This window comes from Streptomyces sp. NPDC051214, assembly GCF_040682375.1.
Lineage (GTDB): Bacteria > Actinomycetota > Actinomycetes > Streptomycetales > Streptomycetaceae > Streptomyces.
In genome coordinates this window covers 240,656-258,868 of sequence record NZ_JBFBAT010000010.1, presented here as the reverse complement: position 1 = coordinate 258,868, position 18,213 = coordinate 240,656, and the positions used below count along the sequence as shown (strand labels likewise).

At 66.3% G+C, this 18,213-nt stretch carries 14 protein-coding genes and 1 tRNA gene; 13 read left to right on the top strand and 2 right to left on the bottom strand.

Translation table 11 applies throughout. The features are described 5' to 3' along the window. Positions 1-12 precede the first annotated feature (12 nt). The gene (locus AB0M70_RS26985) at positions 13-612 is read left to right on the top strand and encodes a TetR/AcrR family transcriptional regulator (RefSeq protein WP_365823571.1); all 600 of its coding nucleotides are present in this window, start codon (positions 13-15) and stop codon (positions 610-612) included. Here AB0M70_RS26985 and AB0M70_RS26980 read toward each other — a convergent pair. Then, the gene (locus AB0M70_RS26980; protein ID WP_365823569.1) at positions 602-1,621 is read right to left on the bottom strand and encodes an adenosine deaminase; all 1,020 of its coding nucleotides are present in this window, start codon (positions 1,619-1,621) and stop codon (positions 602-604) included. The two genes, AB0M70_RS26985 and AB0M70_RS26980, sit on opposite strands and share 11 nt — an antisense overlap. 125 nt (positions 1,622-1,746) lie before the next feature. Further along, a complete protein-coding gene (locus AB0M70_RS26975) occupies positions 1,747-2,973 on the bottom strand; it encodes a pyridoxal phosphate-dependent aminotransferase (RefSeq protein WP_365823567.1) in 1,227 nt (408 codons plus the stop codon). A gap of 181 nt (positions 2,974-3,154) precedes the next feature. On the opposite strand from AB0M70_RS26975, the gene AB0M70_RS26970 reads away from it, so the two are divergent. The 12 genes from AB0M70_RS26970 to rpsL all read left to right on the top strand — a co-directional run bounded on the left by AB0M70_RS26970 (position 3,155) and on the right by rpsL (position 18,211). After that, positions 3,155-3,227, top strand: a tRNA-Trp gene (locus AB0M70_RS26970). 111 nt (positions 3,228-3,338) lie between these two features. Next, positions 3,339-3,626, top strand: a complete 288-nt coding sequence (gene secE / locus AB0M70_RS26965) for a preprotein translocase subunit SecE (protein WP_190084400.1) — start codon at positions 3,339-3,341, stop codon at positions 3,624-3,626. An 89-nt stretch (positions 3,627-3,715) separates the two neighbouring features. Next, positions 3,716-4,630, top strand: a complete 915-nt coding sequence (nusG, locus tag AB0M70_RS26960; protein WP_365823565.1) for a transcription termination/antitermination protein NusG — start codon at positions 3,716-3,718, stop codon at positions 4,628-4,630. A gap of 174 nt (positions 4,631-4,804) precedes the next feature. Then, positions 4,805-5,239, top strand: a complete 435-nt coding sequence (rplK, locus tag AB0M70_RS26955; protein WP_355803871.1) for a 50S ribosomal protein L11 — start codon at positions 4,805-4,807, stop codon at positions 5,237-5,239. A gap of 112 nt (positions 5,240-5,351) precedes the next feature. Beyond that, positions 5,352-6,074, top strand: coding sequence for a 50S ribosomal protein L1 (gene rplA, locus AB0M70_RS26950; RefSeq protein WP_365823563.1), 723 nt, complete (start codon positions 5,352-5,354; stop codon positions 6,072-6,074). A 156-nt stretch (positions 6,075-6,230) separates the two neighbouring features. Beyond that, positions 6,231-7,121: a hypothetical protein gene (locus tag AB0M70_RS26945; RefSeq protein ID WP_365823561.1), complete on the top strand. Its 891-nt coding sequence runs from the start codon at positions 6,231-6,233 to the stop codon at positions 7,119-7,121. A gap of 65 nt (positions 7,122-7,186) precedes the next feature. Beyond that, a complete protein-coding gene (locus AB0M70_RS26940) occupies positions 7,187-8,128 on the top strand; it encodes a hypothetical protein (protein WP_365823559.1) in 942 nt (313 codons plus the stop codon). Between the two features lie 264 nt (positions 8,129-8,392). After that, a complete protein-coding gene (gene rplJ, locus AB0M70_RS26935) occupies positions 8,393-8,923 on the top strand; it encodes a 50S ribosomal protein L10 (RefSeq protein WP_363212695.1) in 531 nt (176 codons plus the stop codon). 113 nt (positions 8,924-9,036) lie between these two features. Beyond that, complete coding sequence (rplL, locus tag AB0M70_RS26930) at positions 9,037-9,417, top strand: 50S ribosomal protein L7/L12 (protein WP_365823557.1); 381 nt, start codon at positions 9,037-9,039, stop codon at positions 9,415-9,417. Positions 9,418-10,006: 589 nt separating this feature from the next. After that, entirely contained in the window at positions 10,007-13,492 is a 3,486-nt protein-coding gene (gene rpoB, locus AB0M70_RS26925) for a DNA-directed RNA polymerase subunit beta (protein WP_365823555.1), read from the top strand. A 96-nt stretch (positions 13,493-13,588) separates the two neighbouring features. Then, complete coding sequence (locus AB0M70_RS26920) at positions 13,589-17,488, top strand: DNA-directed RNA polymerase subunit beta' (protein ID WP_365823553.1); 3,900 nt, start codon at positions 13,589-13,591, stop codon at positions 17,486-17,488. Between the two features lie 351 nt (positions 17,489-17,839). Next, positions 17,840-18,211: a 30S ribosomal protein S12 gene (gene rpsL / locus AB0M70_RS26915; protein ID WP_003948652.1), complete on the top strand. Its 372-nt coding sequence runs from the start codon at positions 17,840-17,842 to the stop codon at positions 18,209-18,211. Positions 18,212-18,213 lie beyond the last annotated feature (2 nt).

Genomic DNA, 18,213 nt, shown 5'->3' with positions numbered 1-18,213 from the left:
GTTGGAAGGCACATGCAGCAGAAGCCCACCCGGGCCCGCATCCTCGACGCGGCGCACGACCTCATGCTCACCATCGGCCTCGCCCGTGCCACCACCAAGGAGATCGCCAAGGCGGCGGGCTGCTCCGAAGCCGCCCTCTACAAGCACTTCGCGAGCAAGGAGGAGCTGTTCGTGGGCGTCCTCCAGGAGAGGCTGCCCCGGCTCGGTCCCCTCCTGCGCCGCCTCGCCGAGGACCCGGGGGAGCGCCCCGTGGAGGAGAACCTCGCCGAGATCGCCCGCCTGGCCAGCCACTTCTACGCCCAGAGCTTCCCGATCGCCGCGTCCCTCTACGCCGAGACCCGGCTCAAGCGCCGCCACGACGACTCCATGCAGGAGCTGGGCATGGGCCCGCACGTCCCCATCGAGGCCCTCGACGCCTACCTCCGCACCGAACGCGACGCAGGCCGGATCGCCCCCGACGCCGACACGTTCGCGGCCGCCTCGCTCCTCCTGGGAGCCTGCGCCCAGCGCGCCTTCGCCTACGACTCCACGATCGGCAAGCAACCCCCGCAGCCCGTCGAGGACTTCGCCGCCGCCCTCGCCCGCACGCTCCTCGCGGGCATCAGCCGCTGAGCCACTCCTCGATGCCCGAGAGCAGCTTCTCCCGTACGTCGACGGGGGCCGCCGAGCCGCGCACCGACTGCCGGGCGAGCTCGGCGAGCTCGCTGTCGTCGAAGGCGTGGTGCTTGCGCGCGATCTCGTACTGCGCGGCCAGCCGTGACCCGAAGAGCAGCGGGTCGTCGGCCCCCAGCGCCATCGGCACCCCGGCGTCGTACAAGGTGCGCAGCGGTACGTCCTCGGGCTTCTCGTAGACGCCCAGGGCCACGTTCGACGCCGGGCACACCTCGCAGGTCACCCCCCGCTCCGCGAGACGCCTCAGGAGCCGCGGGTCCTCCGCCGCCCGCACCCCGTGCCCGATCCGCCCCGCGTGCAGGTCGTCCAGGCAGTCCCGCACGGACGCGGGCCCGCTGAGCTCGCCCCCGTGCGGCGCCGCGAGCAGGCCGCCCTCCCGTGCGATGGCGAAGGCCCGGTCGAAGTCCCGCGCGAAGCCCCGGCGTTCGTCGTTGGAGAGCCCGAAGCCGACGATGCCGCGGTCGGCGTACCGCACCGCCAGGCGGGCCAGCGTGCGGGCGTCCAGAGGGTGCTTCATGCGGTTCGCGGCGACCAGGACGCGCATACCGAGGCCGGTGTCCCGCGAGGCGCTCTCGACGGCGTCCAGGATGATTTCCAGGGCTGGGATGAGCCCACCGAGCCGCGGCGCGTACGACGTCGGGTCGACCTGGATCTCCAGCCACCCCGACCCGTCCCGGATGTCCTCCTCGGCGGCCTCCCGCACCAGGCGCCGGATGTCCTCGGGCTCCCGCAGGCAGGACCGCGCCATGTCGTAGAGCCGCTGGAAGCGGAACCATCCGCGTTCGTCGGTCGCCCGCAGCTGCGGAGGCTCGCCGCCGGTCAGCGCCGGGGGCAGCCGCACGCCGTACTTGTCGGCGAGCTCCAGCAGGGTCGTGGGCCGCATCGACCCGGTGAAGTGCAGATGCAGATGGGCCTTGGGCAGCTCTCTTACGTCACGTACACGCTCCATTCCAGGATCTTGCCGTACGCACGTGGCGTCCCGGAAGCCACTTTCCCCTTCGTGGTCTCCACCGAACGAAGAAACGGGCCGCCTCCCGGAGGGGAGACGGCCCACGTGCCACATCCGGAAGGCCCCTAGTCGCGGGCCTCGGCGAGCAGCTTCTGGATCCGCGAGACGCCCTCGACGAGGTCCTCGTCACCCAGGGCGTACGAAAGGCGCAGGTAGCCCGGCGTCCCGAAGGCCTCGCCCGGGACGACCGCGACCTCGGCCTCCTCCAGGATCAGCGCGGCCAGCTCCACGGAGTCCTGCGGGCGCTTGCCGCGGATCTGCTTGCCGATGAGGCCCTTCACCGAGGGGTAGGCGTAGAAGGCGCCCTCCGGCTCGGGGCAGAACACGCCCTCGATGTCGTTGAGCATCCGCACCACCGTCTTGCGGCGCCGGTCGAAGGCCTCGCGCATCTTCTCGACGGCGGTCAGCTCGCCGGAGACGGCGGCGATGGCGGCCACCTGCGCGACGTTGGACACGTTCGACGTGGCGTGCGACTGCAGGTTCGTCGCGGCCTTCACGACGTCCTTCGGGCCGACGATCCACCCCACGCGCCAGCCGGTCATCGCGTACGTCTTGGCGACGCCGTTGACCACGATGCACTTGTCGCGCAGCTCGGGCAGGATCGCCGGGAGCGAGGTGAACCGGGCGTCTCCGTAGACGAGGTGTTCGTAGATCTCGTCGGTCATGACCCACAGGCCGTGCTCCACGGCCCAGCGGCCGATCGCCTCGGCGTCGGCCTCGCTGTAGACGGCGCCCGTCGGGTTGGACGGCGACACGAAGAGGACGACCTTCGTGCGCTCCGTGCGCGCGGCCTCCAGCTGCTCCACCGAGACGCGGTAGCCCGTGGTCTCGTCGGCGACGACATCGACGGGTACGCCGCCCGCGAGACGGATCGACTCCGGGTACGTCGTCCAGTAGGGCGCCGGGACGATGACCTCGTCGCCCGGGTCGAGGATCGCGGCGAACGCCTGGTAGATGGCCTGCTTGCCGCCGTTCGTCACCAGTACCTGCGAGGCGTCGACCTCGTACCCGGAGTCGCGCAGCGTCTTCGCGGCGATCGCGGCCTTGAGCTCGGGGAGCCCGCCGGCCGGGGTGTAGCGGTGGTACTTCGGGTTCTTGCAGGCCTCGATGGCGGCTTCGACGATGTAGTCGGGCGTCGGGAAGTCGGGCTCACCCGCGCCGAAACCGATCACCGGCCGTCCGGCGGCCTTGAGGGCCTTCGCCTTGGCGTCGACGGCGAGGGTCGCGGACTCGGAGATCGCGCCGACGCGGGCGGAGACCCGGCGCTCGGTGGGAGAAGTGGAAGCGCTCATCGCCCCATCGTTCCAGACCGGAAAGACCCTGGGCACGCGGCTTTGCGAGACCACTGGATCCGTTTCTGTTCGACGGGGCGCCGCGGAGCACGTACACTCACTGCTCGTTGGCCCTCACCGGCCGCACCTTCTCCTCGCACTCTGTGCACCCGGGCGGATGCGGTAGGTTGGGGGAAATCAAAGGGTCGTAGCTCAATTGGTAGAGCACTGGTCTCCAAAACCAGCGGTTGGGGGTTCAAGTCCCTCCGGCCCTGCTACACACTCCTCTCGCCAGGATGTGTGCGCACATGTACGTACTGCATTGCACCGCCGTGCGGCTCATACCGGGCGCGGCACGGCCACGACCCGGAATCAGGTGAGGACGAGTGACGGACGCCGTGGGCTCCATCGACATGCCTGATGCCCAGGACGAGGCGCCGGAGTCCAAGAAGAAGGCCCGTAAGGGCGGCAAGCGCGGCAAGAAGGGCCCCTTCGGCCGTCTCGCGCTCTTCTACCGCCAGATCGTCGCGGAACTCCGCAAGGTCGTCTGGCCGACTCGCAGTCAGCTCACGACGTACACCACCGTGGTGATTGTCTTCGTCGTCATCATGATCGGCCTTGTGACCGTGATTGACTATGGGTTCAACCAGGCCGTCAAGTACGTCTTCGGCTGAGCCGATGGCTGAGCCGAGAGCGAAGGGCGCCGTACCCGGCGCCCGTTTCGCGCGTTCCACCCCTCTGTATCCAGGAAGAAGCAGCCACCGTGTCTGACCCGAACCTGAACGACGCCATCGAGTCGGCGGAGTCCGTGGAGGACCAGCTCGACATCGTCGAGGCGGCGGACTCCGAGGACCCGGACCAGGCCGAGGCTGCTGACGCCGCCGCGGGCGCACCCGCCGAAGAGTCGGCGCTGCACGTCGAGACCGACACCGAGTCCGCCGACGACGCCGAGGCCGAGGCCGGCGAGGAAGCCGCCGCCGAGTCCGACGAGGACGTCGAGGGCGCCGAGGACGAGGCTGAGTCCGCGGATGACGCGGAGGCCGAGGAAGAGGCCGAGCCGGTCGACCCGATCGTGGCCCTGCGCGATGAGCTCCGCACCCTTCCCGGCGAGTGGTACGTCATCCACACCTACGCCGGTTACGAGAACCGCGTGAAGACCAACCTCGAGCAGCGTGCCGTCTCGCTGAACGTCGAGGACTTCATCTTCCAGGCCGAGGTGCCGCAGGAAGAGGTCGCGCAGATCAAGAACGGCGAGCGCAAGACCATCCGTCAGAACAAGCTCCCCGGGTACGTCCTGGTGCGCATGGACCTGACGAACGAGTCCTGGGGCGTCGTCCGCAACACCCCCGGTGTCACCGGCTTCGTGGGCAACGCCTACGACCCGTACCCCCTGACCCTGGACGAGATCGTCAAGATGCTCGCTCCGGAGGCCGAGGAGAAGGCCGCCCGTGAGGCCGCCGAGGCCGAGGGCAAGCCGGCTCCGTCCCGCAAGGTCGAGGTCCAGGTCCTCGACTTCGAGGTCGGCGACTCGGTCACCGTCACCGACGGCCCGTTCGCGACGCTGCAGGCGACGATCAACGAGATCAACGCCGACTCCAAGAAGGTCAAGGGTCTCGTCGAGATCTTCGGCCGCGAGACCCCGGTCGAGCTCAGCTTCGACCAGATCCAGAAGAACTAGCCCTCGCGGCTCCTCTGGAACATACGCCTCCGAACAGGTCAGACGGGCTCTCAAAGCCTGTCTGACCTGCTCGGTTTTTGGCCGCGCGACTATACCCGTTATCGTGGTGCGGTATGCCTCCATCCGGATGACTGGATGGTGGCTGGAAACTCTCACTAGGACCCGGAGAGAGCAATGCCTCCCAAGAAGAAGAAGGTCACGGGGCTTATCAAGCTCCAGATCCAGGCCGGCGCAGCCAACCCGGCCCCGCCGGTCGGCCCCGCGCTGGGCCAGCACGGCGTGAACATCATGGAGTTCTGCAAGGCCTACAACGCCGCGACCGAGTCGCAGCGTGGCTGGGTGATCCCGGTGGAGATCACGGTCTACGAAGACCGCTCCTTCACCTTCATCACCAAGACTCCGCCGGCCGCCAAGATGATCCTCAAGGCCGCGGGTGTCGAGAAGGGCTCCGGCGAGCCGCACAAGACCAAGGTCGCCAAGATCACCGAGGCGCAGGTCCGCGAGATCGCCACCACCAAGATGGAAGACCTCAACGCCAACGACCTGGACGCCGCGTCGAAGATCATCGCCGGCACCGCCCGTTCCATGGGCATCACGGTCGAGGGCTGAGAGCCTCACCCGTCTGACCTTTCTCAGTGGTAGGACCAAGCGCTGGCCCGTACCACGACTCCACACCTGTCACGCGGCGGAGCCGCATGATGTAACCGCAACAGGAGCAGAAGTGAAGCGCAGCAAGACTCTCCGCGCTGCGGACGCCAAGATCGACCGGGACAAGCTCTACGCCCCGCTCGAGGCCGTCCGTCTCGCCAAGGAGACCTCCGCGACCAAGTTCGACGGCACCGTCGAGGTCGCCTTCCGCCTGGGTGTCGACCCGCGCAAGGCCGACCAGATGGTCCGTGGCACCGTGAACCTCCCGCACGGCACCGGCAAGACCGCCCGGGTCCTGGTCTTCGCGACCGGTGACCGTGCTGCGGCCGCGGAAGCCGCTGGGGCCGACATCGTCGGCGCCGACGAGCTCATCGACGAGGTCGCGAAGGGCCGCCTGGACTTCGACGCCGTCGTCGCCACCCCGGACCTCATGGGCAAGGTCGGCCGCCTCGGCCGCGTGCTCGGTCCGCGTGGTCTGATGCCGAACCCGAAGACCGGCACCGTCACCCCCGACGTCGTGAAGGCTGTCAACGACATCAAGGGCGGCAAGATCGAGTTCCGCGTCGACAAGCACTCGAACCTGCACTTCATCATCGGCAAGGTCTCCTTCGACGAGACCAAGCTGGTGGAGAACTACGCCGCGGCGCTGGAGGAGATCCTCCGTCTGAAGCCGTCGGCCGCCAAGGGTCGCTACATCAAGAAGGCCGCGCTCACCACCACGATGGGCCCCGGCATTCCGCTGGACAGCAACCGCACCCGCAACCTCCTCGTCGAGGAGGACCCGGCCGCCGTCTGATCCTGACGGCAGCCGCGTCGCGTACGCGTTCTGTGTGACGGGCCCCGCAACCTTTCGAGGTGCGGGGCCCGTCCTCGTATGCGTGCAGGTCCGTCGGAGCTGTCGGGGGACTGCGCTAGCGTGCAGGATTCACACGAGTGCAAGGGGTGGGATGTCATGAACAGCACGACCATGCGACGCGCGGGCCTGTCGATCGCGGTGGCCGCCGCGCTGACCGGGGTCGCGGCCTGTGGCTCCTCCGGCGGCGACGACGACGCGAAGGACAAGAAGGACGGTTCCGTCGCCCTCAGCCCCATAGCCGCCCTGCGTTCCATCGAGGACAAGACCGACGACGCCGACTCGGCCAAGATCGAGGGCAAGACGGTCATGGGCACCCAGATGTCGATGAACATGGACGGCGCCATGGCGTGGTCGGACGGCATCACCGGCAACGTCACCGCGACCCTCACCGGCGGCACCCAGGCCGACCAGATGCAGCAGATGGGCCAGTCGAAGATCGACTACCGCTATCTGAAGACGGGCTTCTACGCGAACATGGGCGACCAGTTCGCCTCGCAGGCCGGCGGCGGCAAGCACTGGATCGAGTACGACTACGAGACGCTGGCCGAGTTGGGCGGCGCCGCCGGTGACGCCTTCAAGGACCAGATGCAGAACACCACCCCGAACCAGTCGGTCAAGATGCTGCTGGCCTCGGGTGACGTGAAGCGCGTGGGCGAGGAGACGGTGCGCGGCACGAAGACGACGCACTACTCCGGCGAGGTCGACGTCGCCGATCTGACGGGCAAGAACGCCGACCTGGACGCGTCCCAACTGGCCGAGCTGAAGAAGCAGTTCAGCCAGGCGGGGATGAGCACCGAGACGATCGACATCTGGGTCAACGACGACGACCTGCTGGTCAAGAAGACCGAGAAGGCCGACATGAAGACCGGCTCCTTCAACCAGACGGTCTACTACAGCGACTACGGCACCCCGGTCTCCGTGGAGAAGCCCCCGGCCTCGGACACCATGAGCTTCAAGGACCTCATGAACCAGCAGCCGCAGGCCTGATCTCGCCCTTCGGGTAGTCTCACCACACAGAATTGTGTCGATCATGTGTTCCTAGGGGTGGGGTCATGACTGTGAAGAGAATGGCGGGCGCAGTGCTCGCCACCACGCTGCTGTGTACGGGTGCGGCCGCTTGCGGAGGCTCCGACGACGGCAAGGCCAAGGGGGCGGGCTCGGGGGAGACCCAGTCCCGGTCGCAGGTGACCGAGGTCATCACGGCGGCGTACGAGAAGACCGCGAAGGCCAAGTCGGCCAAGGTCGAGATGACGATGTCGGCGCCGAAGTCGATGGCCGGCGCGTCCGGCCACATGAAGATGTCCGGCGTCATGGGCTGGGACCCGACCGTCATGGACATGACGATGTCGGGCTCGGCGCTCACGGAAGGCGACCCGGAGGCTCCCAAGGAGATCCGGATGCGCTGGCTCGACAACGTGATGTACATGGACATGGGGGCTGTCGCCGCCAAGGACATGGACGGCAAGCGCTGGATGAAGATGGACCTCAACACCATCGCCGAGCAGGCCGGTGACGAGAAGCTCGCCAAGCAGATGACCGGCGGCCTGGACAGCATGAACCAGGACCCGGCGCAGCAGCTCGCGATGCTCCTGGACTCGCCGAACCTGAAGCACGCCGGCCCGGCCAAGGTCGACGGCGTGCAGACCCAGCGCTACAAGGGCCGGCTCTCCGTCAAGGAGATGATGGAGTCGAACAAGGGCCTGAGCGACCTGCTCAGCAAGAGCGAGCGCGACGAGCTCTTCAAGGGCATCGAGAAGTCGGGCATCAAGGGCTACGACACCGAGGTCTGGGTCAACGAGGACGACTACCCCGTCCGCATGGACATCGACATCAAGAGCCCCGAGGGCACGATGAAGACCTCGCAGAAGTTCTCGGACTACGGGGCCACCGCCAAGGTGTCCGCTCCGCCGGCCGGCGAGACCTTCGACCTGATGGAGATGTTCAAGGAGCTCGAGAAGAGCGGTGCGGACATGGGGTCGGACAGCGGCCTCTGAGCCGATTTGCCTGGCGCGAACCCGTTCGCGTACTCTTCCACAGAAGCCAAAGACCGCTGGTCGTTGCCGTGTGCTCGCAAGAGTGTGCGGTGGCCGAAGGATCCGCTGAAACTGCGGACGACCCGCGTAGGTGACTGTGGAAGTGAGTGCTCCCGGACGGTAACCCGTCAGGTCGAGCTCATGCCCCGGCGCCTGCGCCGGGGCGTTTTGTTTTGTCAGCCCCTTCTGAGCGGTCCTCATCACCCGGAAGGAGGCCGACGCTCTATGCCGACGCCCGACAAGGCTGCCGCGGTAGCCGAGCTCACGGACAAGTTCCGCAGCTCGAACGCCGCCGTGCTGACCGAGTACCGGGGTCTCACCGTGGCCCAGCTCAAGCAGCTGCGCCGTTCGCTCGGTGAGAACTCCGAGTACGCCGTGGTGAAGAACACGCTGACCAAGATCGCGGCCAACCAGGCCGGGATCAACCAGCTGGACGACCTGTTCGCGGGTCCGACCGCTGTTGCCTTCGTCACCGGTGACCCGGTGGAGTCGGCGAAGGGTCTTCGTGACTTCGCCAAGGACAACCCCAACCTCGTCATCAAGGGCGGTGTCCTTGACGGCAAGGCGCTGTCCGCCGACGAGATCAAGAAGCTCGCGGACCTCGAGTCCCGCGAGGTTCTGCTCGCCAAGCTGGCCGGTGCCATGAAGGGCAAGCAGACGCAGACTGCGCAGCTCTTCCAGGCTCTGCCGTCGAAGTTCGTCCGCACCGCGGAAGCGCTTCGCGCCAAGAAGGCCGAGCAGGGCGGTGCCGAGTAATTCGGCTCGCGCATTGATCGCCGCCCGTTAGGGCGACGGTCGCAGCGGGCCGAACGTACGCCCGCCTTCATATACACCCGGCACCAGCCGAATTAGTGGAAGGATCGCCCATCATGGCGAAGCTCAGCCAGGAAGACCTGCTTGCCCAGTTCGAGGAGCTCACCCTCATCGAGCTCTCCGAGTTCGTGAAGGCCTTCGAGGAGAAGTTCGACGTCACCGCCGCCGCGGCCGTCGCCGCTGCCCCGGCCGGCCCGGCCGCCGCCGCCGAGGTTGCCGAGGAGCAGGACGAGTTCGACGTCATCCTCACCGGCGCCGGCGAGAAGAAGATCCAGGTCATCAAGGTCGTGCGCGAGCTCACCTCCCTGGGTCTCAAGGAGGCCAAGGACCTCGTCGACGGCACCCCGAAGCCGGTCCTCGAGAAGGTCGCCAAGGAGGCCGCTGACAAGGCTGCCGAGTCCCTCAAGGCCGCCGGCGCCTCCGTCGAGGTCAAGTAACACCTCGCGAGTCGTCTGTCGCGCGCCTGTGGGCGCGTGAACGGCAGGACTTTTTGGCGCTGCTTCAGGCAGCGCGCGTCAAGGGCGATCACCCATCTGGGTGGTCGCCCTTCGGCGTTCTCCGGCGCACCCCACGGCTGCCTTGCGAAGCCCGCCCCGACGAGTATGGTGATCTTCGTCGTGCCCCGGAACGGCCGTGACGGTGACGTGCTGAGAGCCAAGTCGGGGCTGGGGGGCCTTGACGAACTGCACGCAGCGCGCAATTCTCAGGACGCGTCGTCACATCGATCCGCATCCGAGGCATGGATCGACGGCGAAGAGGGCAGTATCGATGTGCATCGAGGGCGTGGCTTGCAGCAGGGGTTGAGAACAACGAGGGTCTTCAAAAACCCGCACTGGACATCAGTGGGCCTAGTGGCTACACTGACCCTTTGCGCTGCCTGTTAGCTGCCTCCTGCCCGTCACCAGGGGCATGCCCATGCTTGAGCACAGTGGACTGGACTTTCCCTGACCTGGGGTGTTCCGTCCCTGCGTCCAACCTGGGACCGGTACGCGCGTAGTGAGTCCGAGCCCTCGGAAGGACCCCCTCTTGGCCGCCTCGCGCACTGCCTCGACCGCGAATACGAACAACGGCGCAAGCACCGCCCCGCTGCGCATTTCCTTTGCAAAGATCAAGGAGCCCCTCGAGGTTCCGAACCTTCTTGCGCTGCAGACCGAGAGCTTTGACTGGCTGCTCGGCAATGAAGCGTGGAAGGCTCGTGTCGAGGCGGCTCTGGACAGCGGACAGGACGTCCCCACCAAGTCCGGTCTGGAAGAGATCTTCGAGGAGATCTCTCCGATCGAGGACTTCTCCGGGTCGATGTCCTTGACGTTCCGCGACCACCGTTTTGAGCCTCCGAAGAACTCCATCGACGAGTGCAAGGAGCGCGACTTCACGTTCGCCGCCCCGCTCTTCGTCACTGCCGAGTTCACCAACAACGAGACCGGCGAGATCAAGTCCCAGACGGTCTTCATGGGCGATTTCCCGCTCATGACGAACAAGGGCACCTTCGTCATCAACGGCACCGAGCGTGTCGTCGTGTCGCAGCTGGTCCGTTCGCCGGGTGTCTACTTCGATTCCTCGATCGACAAGACGTCCGACAAGGACATTTTCTCCGCCAAGATCATCCCGTCCCGGGGTGCCTGGCTGGAGATGGAAATCGACAAGCGCGACATGGTCGGTGTACGCATCGACCGCAAGCGCAAGCAGTCGGTCACCGTTCTGCTCAAGGCTCTCGGTTGGACGACCGAGCAGATCCTCGAGGAGTTCGGCGAGTACGAGTCCATGCGCGCCACCCTGGAGAAGGACCACACCCAGGGCCAGGACGACGCGCTGCTCGACATCTACCGCAAGCTCCGTCCGGGCGAGCCGCCGACCCGTGAGGCCGCGCAGACCCTGCTCGAGAACCTCTACTTCAACCCCAAGCGCTACGACCTCGCGAAGGTCGGCCGCTACAAGGTGAACAAGAAGCTGGGTGCGGACGCTCCGCTCGACGCGGGCATCCTCACGGTCGAGGACATCATCGCCTCGATCAAGTACCTGGTGAAGCTGCACGCCGGTGAGACCGAGACCGTTGGCGACAGCGGTACGTCGATCGTTGTCGAGACCGACGACATCGACCACTTCGGCAACCGTCGTCTGCGCAACGTCGGCGAGCTCATCCAGAACCAGGTCCGCACGGGTCTGGCTCGTATGGAGCGCGTCGTGCGTGAGCGCATGACGACCCAGGACGTCGAGGCGATCACGCCGCAGACCCTGATCAACATTCGCCCGGTCGTGGCGTCGATCAAGGAATTCTTCGGCACCTCGCAGCTGTCGCAGTTCATGGACCAGAACAACCCGCTGTCGGGTCTCACCCACAAGCGCCGTCTGTCGGCGCTTGGCCCGGGTGGTCTCTCCCGTGAGCGGGCCGGCTTCGAGGTCCGTGACGTTCACCCGTCTCACTACGGCCGCATGTGCCCCATCGAGACGCCTGAAGGCCCGAACATCGGTCTGATCGGTTCGCTCGCCTCGTACGGCCGCGTCAACGCGTTCGGCTTCGTCGAGACGCCGTACCGCAAGGTCGTCGAGGGCGTCGTCACCGACGACGTCGACTACCTGACGGCCGACGAAGAGGACCGCTTCGTCATCGCCCAGGCCAACGCCGTGCTCGGCGAGGACATGCGCTTCACCGAGGCGCGCGTGCTCGTCCGCCGTCGTGGCGGCGAGATCGACTACATCCCCGGCGACGACGTCGACTACATGGACGTCTCGCCGCGCCAGATGGTGTCGGTCGCGACCGCGATGATCCCGTTCCTCGAGCACGACGACGCCAACCGTGCCCTCATGGGCGCGAACATGATGCGTCAGGCCGTGCCGCTGATCACCGCCGAGGCTCCCCTCGTCGGCACCGGCATGGAGTACCGCTGTGCGGTCGACGCCGGTGACGTGATCAAGGCCGAGAAGGCGGGTGTGGTCCAGGAGGTCTCCGCGGACTACGTCACGGTCACGAACGACGACGGCACGTACACCACGTACCGCATCGCCAAGTTCTCGCGCTCGAACCAGGGCACCTCGGTCAACCAGAAGGTTGTCGTCGACGAGGGCGCCCGGGTCATCGAGGGTCAGGTCCTCGCCGACGGTCCCGCGACCGAAGAGGGTGAAATGGCCCTCGGCAAGAACCTGCTCGTGGCGTTCATGCCCTGGGAAGGTCACAACTACGAGGACGCGATCATCCTGTCGCAGCGCCTCGTGCAGGACGACGTCCTCTCCTCGATCCACATCGAGGAGCACGAGGTCGACGCCCGTGACACCAAGCTGGGCCCGGAGGAGATCACCCGGGACATCCCGAACGTCTCCGAAGAGGTCCTTGCCGACCTCGACGAGCGCGGCATCATCCGTATCGGTGCCGAGGTCGTCGCAGGCGACATCCTCGTCGGCAAGGTCACGCCCAAGGGTGAGACCGAGCTGACGCCGGAAGAGCGCCTGCTCCGCGCGATCTTCGGTGAGAAGGCGCGCGAGGTGCGCGACACCTCGCTGAAGGTGCCGCACGGTGAGATCGGCAAGGTCATCGGCGTACGCGTCTTCGACCGTGAAGAGGGCGACGAGCTGCCGCCGGGCGTGAACCAGCTGGTTCGTGTCTACGTGGCGCAGAAGCGCAAGATCACGGACGGTGACAAGCTCGCCGGTCGTCACGGCAACAAGGGCGTCATCTCCAAGATCCTTCCGATCGAGGACATGCCCTTCCTCGAGGACGGCACGCCCGTCGACATCATCCTCAACCCGCTGGGTGTCCCGTCCCGAATGAACCCGGGTCAGGTCCTGGAGATCCACCTCGGCTGGCTCGCCAGCCAAGGCTGGGACGTCTCCGGTCTCAGCGAGGAGTGGGCGCAGAGCCTGCAGCGCATCGGCGCCGACCAGGTCGCCCCGCGGACGAACGTCGCGACTCCGGTCTTCGACGGCGCCCGCGAGGACGAGCTGACCGGCCTCCTCGAGCACACCGTCCCGAACCGCGACGGCGACCGCATGGTCCTCCCGTCCGGCAAGGCGCGGCTGTTCGACGGTCGCTCCGGCGAGCCGTTCCCGGACCCGATCTCGATCGGGTACATGTACATCCTCAAGCTGCACCACCTGGTCGACGACAAGCTCCACGCCCGCTCGACCGGTCCGTACTCCATGATCACCCAGCAGCCGCTGGGTGGTAAGGCCCAGTTCGGTGGTCAGCGCTTCGGTGAGATGGAGGTGTGGGCGCTCGAGGCATATGGCGCCGCATACGCCCTCCAGGAGTTGCTGACGATCAAGTCCGACGACGTGACCGGCCGCGTGAAGGTCTACGAGGCCATCGTCAAGGGCGAGAACATCCCCGAGCCCGGCATTCCCGAGTCCTTCAAGGTGCTCATCAAGGAAATGCAGTCGCTCTGCCTCAACGTGGAGGTGCTGTCCTCGGACGGCATGTCCATCGAGATGCGCGACACCGACGAGGACGTCTTCCGCGCGGCGGAAGAGCTCGGTATCGACCTGTCCCGGCGCGAGCCGAGCAGCGTCGAAGAGGTCTGACGGGTTGGCCGGCCGGACCTCGTGTCCGGCCGGCTCTCCCCGGACCCGTTCAGACCATGATTGAGACTCGACCCCGAAAGAGGGATTGACGACAAAGTGCTCGACGTCAACTTCTTCGACGAGCTGCGGATCGGCCTTGCCACCGCGGACGACATCCGACAGTGGTCCCACGGCGAGGTCAAGAAGCCGGAGACCATCAACTACCGCACGCTCAAGCCCGAAAAGGACGGACTCTTCTGCGAGAAGATCTTCGGTCCGACCCGGGACTGGGAGTGCTACTGCGGCAAGTACAAGCGTGTCCGCTTCAAGGGCATCATCTGCGAGCGCTGCGGCGTCGAGGTCACTCGCGCCAAGGTGCGTCGTGAGCGGATGGGCCACATTGAGCTGGCCGCGCCTGTCACGCACATCTGGTACTTCAAGGGCGTCCCGTCGCGCCTCGGCTACCTGCTTGATCTCGCCCCGAAGGACCTCGAGAAGGTCATCTACTTCGCGGCGTACATGATCACGTTCGTGGACGAGGAGCGCCGTACGCGTGACCTGCCCTCCCTGGAGGCGCACGTCTCCGTGGAGCGTCAGCAGGTCGAGAACCGTCGCGACTCCGACCTGGAGGCCCGCGCCAAGAAGCTCGAGACCGACCTGGCCGAGCTCGAGGCCGAGGGCGCCAAGGCCGACGTACGCCGCAAGGTGCGCGAAGGTGCCGAGCGCGAGATGAAGCAGCTGCGTGACCGTGCGCAGCGCGAGATCGACCGTCTCGACGAGGTCTGGAACCGCTTCAAGAACCTCAAGGTCCAGGACCTGGAGGGTGACGAGCTGCTCTACCGCGAGCTGCGTGACCGCTTCGGCACGTACTTCGACGGTTCGATGGGTGCCGCTGCACTGCAGAAGCGCCTTGAGTCGTTCGACCTGGATGAGGAAGCCGAGCGGCTTCGCGAGATCATCCGTACCGGCAAGGGCCAGAAGAAGACCCGTGCGCTCAAGCGCCTCAAGGTCGTCTCCGCGTTCCTGCAGACCAGCAACAGCCCCAAGGGCATGGTGCTCGACTGCGTGCCGGTCATCCCGCCGGACCTGCGTCCGATGGTGCAGCTGGACGGTGGCCGCTTCGCGACCTCCGACCTGAACGACCTGTACCGCCGCGTGATCAACCGCAACAACCGCCTGAAGCGGCTTCTCGACCTCGGTGCGCCCGAGATCATCGTGAACAACGAGAAGCGCATGCTCCAGGAGGCCGTCGACGCGCTCTTCGACAACGGCCGTCGTGGTCGCCCGGTCACGGGCCCCGGCAACCGTCCGCTGAAGTCGCTCTCCGACATGCTCAAGGGCAAGCAGGGTCGATTCCGTCAGAACCTTCTCGGCAAGCGTGTGGACTACTCCGCGCGTTCCGTGATCGTCGTCGGCCCGCAGCTGAAGCTGCACCAGTGTGGTCTGCCGAAGGCCATGGCACTGGAGCTCTTCAAGCCGTTCGTGATGAAGCGCCTGGTCGACCTGAACCACGCGCAGAACATCAAGAGCGCCAAGCGCATGGTCGAGCGCGGCCGCACGGTCGTGTACGACGTCCTGGAAGAGGTCATCGCGGAGCACCCGGTTCTCCTGAACCGTGCGCCCACGCTGCACCGCCTCGGCATCCAGGCCTTCGAGCCGCAGCTGGTCGAGGGCAAGGCCATTCAGATCCACCCGCTCGTCTGCACCGCGTTCAACGCGGACTTCGACGGTGACCAGATGGCCGTGCACCTGCCGCTCTCCGCGGAGGCGCAGGCCGAGGCCCGCATCCTGATGCTGTCCTCGAACAACATCCTGAAGCCGGCAGACGGCCGTCCCGTCACCATGCCGACCCAGGACATGGTTCTCGGTCTCTTCTTCCTCACGACGGACGAGGAAGAGCGCAAGGTCATCGGTGAGGGCCGTTCGTTCGGTTCCTCCGCCGAGGCGACCATGGCGTTCGACGCCAAGGAGCTCTCGCTCCAGGCGAAGGTCGACATCCGCTTCCCGGTGGGCACCATCCCGCCGCGCGGCTGGACCCCGCCGGCCGTCGAGGACGGCGAGCAGGAGTACCAGCAGGGCGACAGCTTCCGGCTGCGGACGACCCTGGGCCGCGCGCTCTTCAACGAGCTGCTGCCCGAGGACTACCCGTTCGTCGACTACTCGGTGGGCAAGAAGCAGCTCTCCGAGATCGTCAACGACCTGGCCGAGCGCTACCCCAAGGTCATCGTGGCGGCGACGCTCGACAACCTGAAGGCGGCGGGCTTCTTCTGGGCGACCCGTTCCGGTGTCACCGTGGCCATCTCCGACGTCGTGGTCCCCGAGGCCAAGAAGGCGATCGTCGCGGGCTACGAGGCGCAGGACGAGAAGGTCCAGAAGCAGTACGAGCGCGGTCTGATCACCAAGGACGAGCGCACGCAGGAGCTCATCGCGATCTGGACCAAGGCGACCAACGAGGTTGCCGAGGCGATGAACGCGAACTTCCCGAAGACGAACCCCATCTTCATGATGGTTGACTCGGGTGCCCGAGGAAACATGATGCAGATGCGTCAGATCGCCGGTATGCGTGGTCTGGTGTCGAACGCGAAGAACGAGACGATCCCGCGTCCGATTAAGGCCTCCTTCCGTGAAGGCCTGTCGGTGCTCGAGTACTTCATCTCCACGCACGGTGCTCGTAAGGGTCTGGCGGACACGGCTCTCCGTACCGCTGACTCCGGTTACCTCACCCGTCGTCTGGTCGACGTCTCTCAGGACGTCATCATTCGCGAGGAGGACTGTGGCACCGAGCGCGGTCTGAAGCTCAAGATCGCGGTCAAGGGCGAGGACGGTGTGCTCCGCAAGACGGAGAACGTCGAGACCTCGGTGTACGCCCGCATGCTGGCCGAGGACGTCGTCATCGACGGCAAGGTCATCGCGCCGGCCAACGTCGACCTCGGTGACGTCCTCATCGACGCCCTGGTCGCCAACGGCGTCGAGGAGGTCAAGACCCGCTCGGTCCTGACCTGTGAGTCCGCGGTCGGCACCTGTGCCTTCTGCTACGGCCGTTCGCTCGCCACCGGCAAGCTGGTCGACATCGGTGAGGCGGTCGGCATCATCGCCGCCCAGTCCATCGGTGAGCCCGGCACGCAGCTGACGATGCGTACGTTCCACACCGGTGGTGTGGCCGGTGACGACATCACCCAGGGTCTGCCCCGTGTCGTCGAGCTCTTCGAGGCTCGTACGCCCAAGGGTGTCGCCCCGATCTCGGAGGCGGCAGGCCGCATCCGTATCGAGGAGACCGAGAAGACCAAGAAGATCGTCGTCACGCCGGACGACGGCAGCGACGAGACTCCCTTCCCGATCTCGAAGCGCGCCAAGGTCCTCGTGCGTGAGGGTGACCACGTCGAGGTGGGCCAGAAGCTCACCTTCGGTGCCACCAACCCGCACGACGTGCTGCGGATCCTCGGTCAGCGCGCGGTCCAGGTCCACCTGGTCGGCGAAGTCCAGAAGGTCTACAACAGCCAGGGCGTGTCGATCCACGACAAGCACATCGAGATCATCATCCGGCAGATGCTGCGCCGCGTGACGATCATCGAGTCCGGCGACGCGGAGCTGCTGCCGGGCGAGCTCGTCGAGCGCTCGAAGTTCGAGACCGAGAACCGTCGTGTGGTCACGGAAGGCGGCCACCCGGCCTCCGGCCGTCCGCAGCTGATGGGTATCACCAAGGCCTCCCTTGCGACGGAGTCGTGGCTGTCCGCGGCTTCCTTCCAGGAGACGACCAGGGTCCTGACGGACGCGGCGATCAACGCCAAGTCCGACTCCCTGATCGGCCTCAAGGAGAACGTCATCATCGGTAAGCTCATCCCGGCCGGTACGGGTCTCTCCCGCTACCGCAACATCCGGGTCGAGCCGACCGAAGAGGCCAAGGCCGCGATGTACTCGGCAGTCGGCTACGACGACATCGACTACTCGCCCTTCGGGACGGGCTCGGGTCAGGCTGTGCCGCTGGAGGACTACGACTACGGGCCTTACAACCAGTAGGCGGTAGTACGTCCCTTTCGGGGCGTACAAAGGCCCCACAGGCGCTCACAGGGCGGTCACTCCTCGCGGAGTGGCCGCCCTGTGTCGTATGTTGCAGCCGGGTGTGTCCCCCGCGTGGGCATTTGTTTTGACCAGAGCCGATGAGGTAGGTACGCTCAGACCTTGTGCCTGGGGTGTGCCTGGGCTCGTGCGCGTGTCTTCAGCCGCTGTGCGAGTTCGAGAACGGCCACCGTAATCTGCGCTCCTTTCCGCCTTGCGGCGGGAGTCTGCAGTATTCGACACACCCGACCGCGTGGGTCGGCGACGTTCCAGGTTAGCTTTACCATTCGGCACACAGAAACCGGAGAAGTAGTGCCTACGATCCAGCAGCTGGTCCGGAAGGGCCGGCAGGACAAGGTCGAGAAGAACAAGACGCCCGCACTCGAGGGTTCGCCCCAGCGCCGTGGCGTCTGCACGCGTGTGTTCACGACCACCCCGAAGAAGCCGAACTCGGCCCTGCGTAAGGTCGCGCGTGTGCGTCTGACCAGCGGGATCGAAGTCACCGCTTACATTCCGGGTGAGGGACACAACCTGCAGGAGCACTCCATCGTGCTCGTGCGTGGTGGCCGTGTGAAGGACCTGCCTGGTGTTCGTTACAAGATCATCCGCGGCTCCCTTGACACCCAGGGTGTCAAGAACCGCAAGCAGGCCCGCAGCCGCTACGGCGCCAAGAAGGAGAAGTAAGA

Excerpts from the sequence above, each read along its gene's own strand:
- AB0M70_RS26980 (WP_365823569.1), bottom strand. The coding sequence starts at position 1,621 with ATGGAGCGTGTACGTGACGTAAGAGAGCTGCCCAAGGCCCATCTGCAT.
- rplJ (WP_363212695.1), top strand. The coding sequence starts at position 8,393 with ATGCCGACGCCCGACAAGGCTGCCGCGGTAGCCGAGCTCACGGACAAG.
- rplK (WP_355803871.1), top strand. The coding sequence starts at position 4,805 with ATGCCTCCCAAGAAGAAGAAGGTCACGGGGCTTATCAAGCTCCAGATC.
- AB0M70_RS26945 (WP_365823561.1), top strand. The coding sequence starts at position 6,231 with ATGAACAGCACGACCATGCGACGCGCGGGCCTGTCGATCGCGGTGGCC.
- rplL (WP_365823557.1), top strand. The coding sequence starts at position 9,037 with ATGGCGAAGCTCAGCCAGGAAGACCTGCTTGCCCAGTTCGAGGAGCTC.
- AB0M70_RS26985 (WP_365823571.1), top strand. The coding sequence starts at position 13 with ATGCAGCAGAAGCCCACCCGGGCCCGCATCCTCGACGCGGCGCACGAC.
- AB0M70_RS26940 (WP_365823559.1), top strand. The coding sequence starts at position 7,187 with ATGACTGTGAAGAGAATGGCGGGCGCAGTGCTCGCCACCACGCTGCTG.
- AB0M70_RS26975 (WP_365823567.1), bottom strand. The coding sequence starts at position 2,973 with ATGAGCGCTTCCACTTCTCCCACCGAGCGCCGGGTCTCCGCCCGCGTC.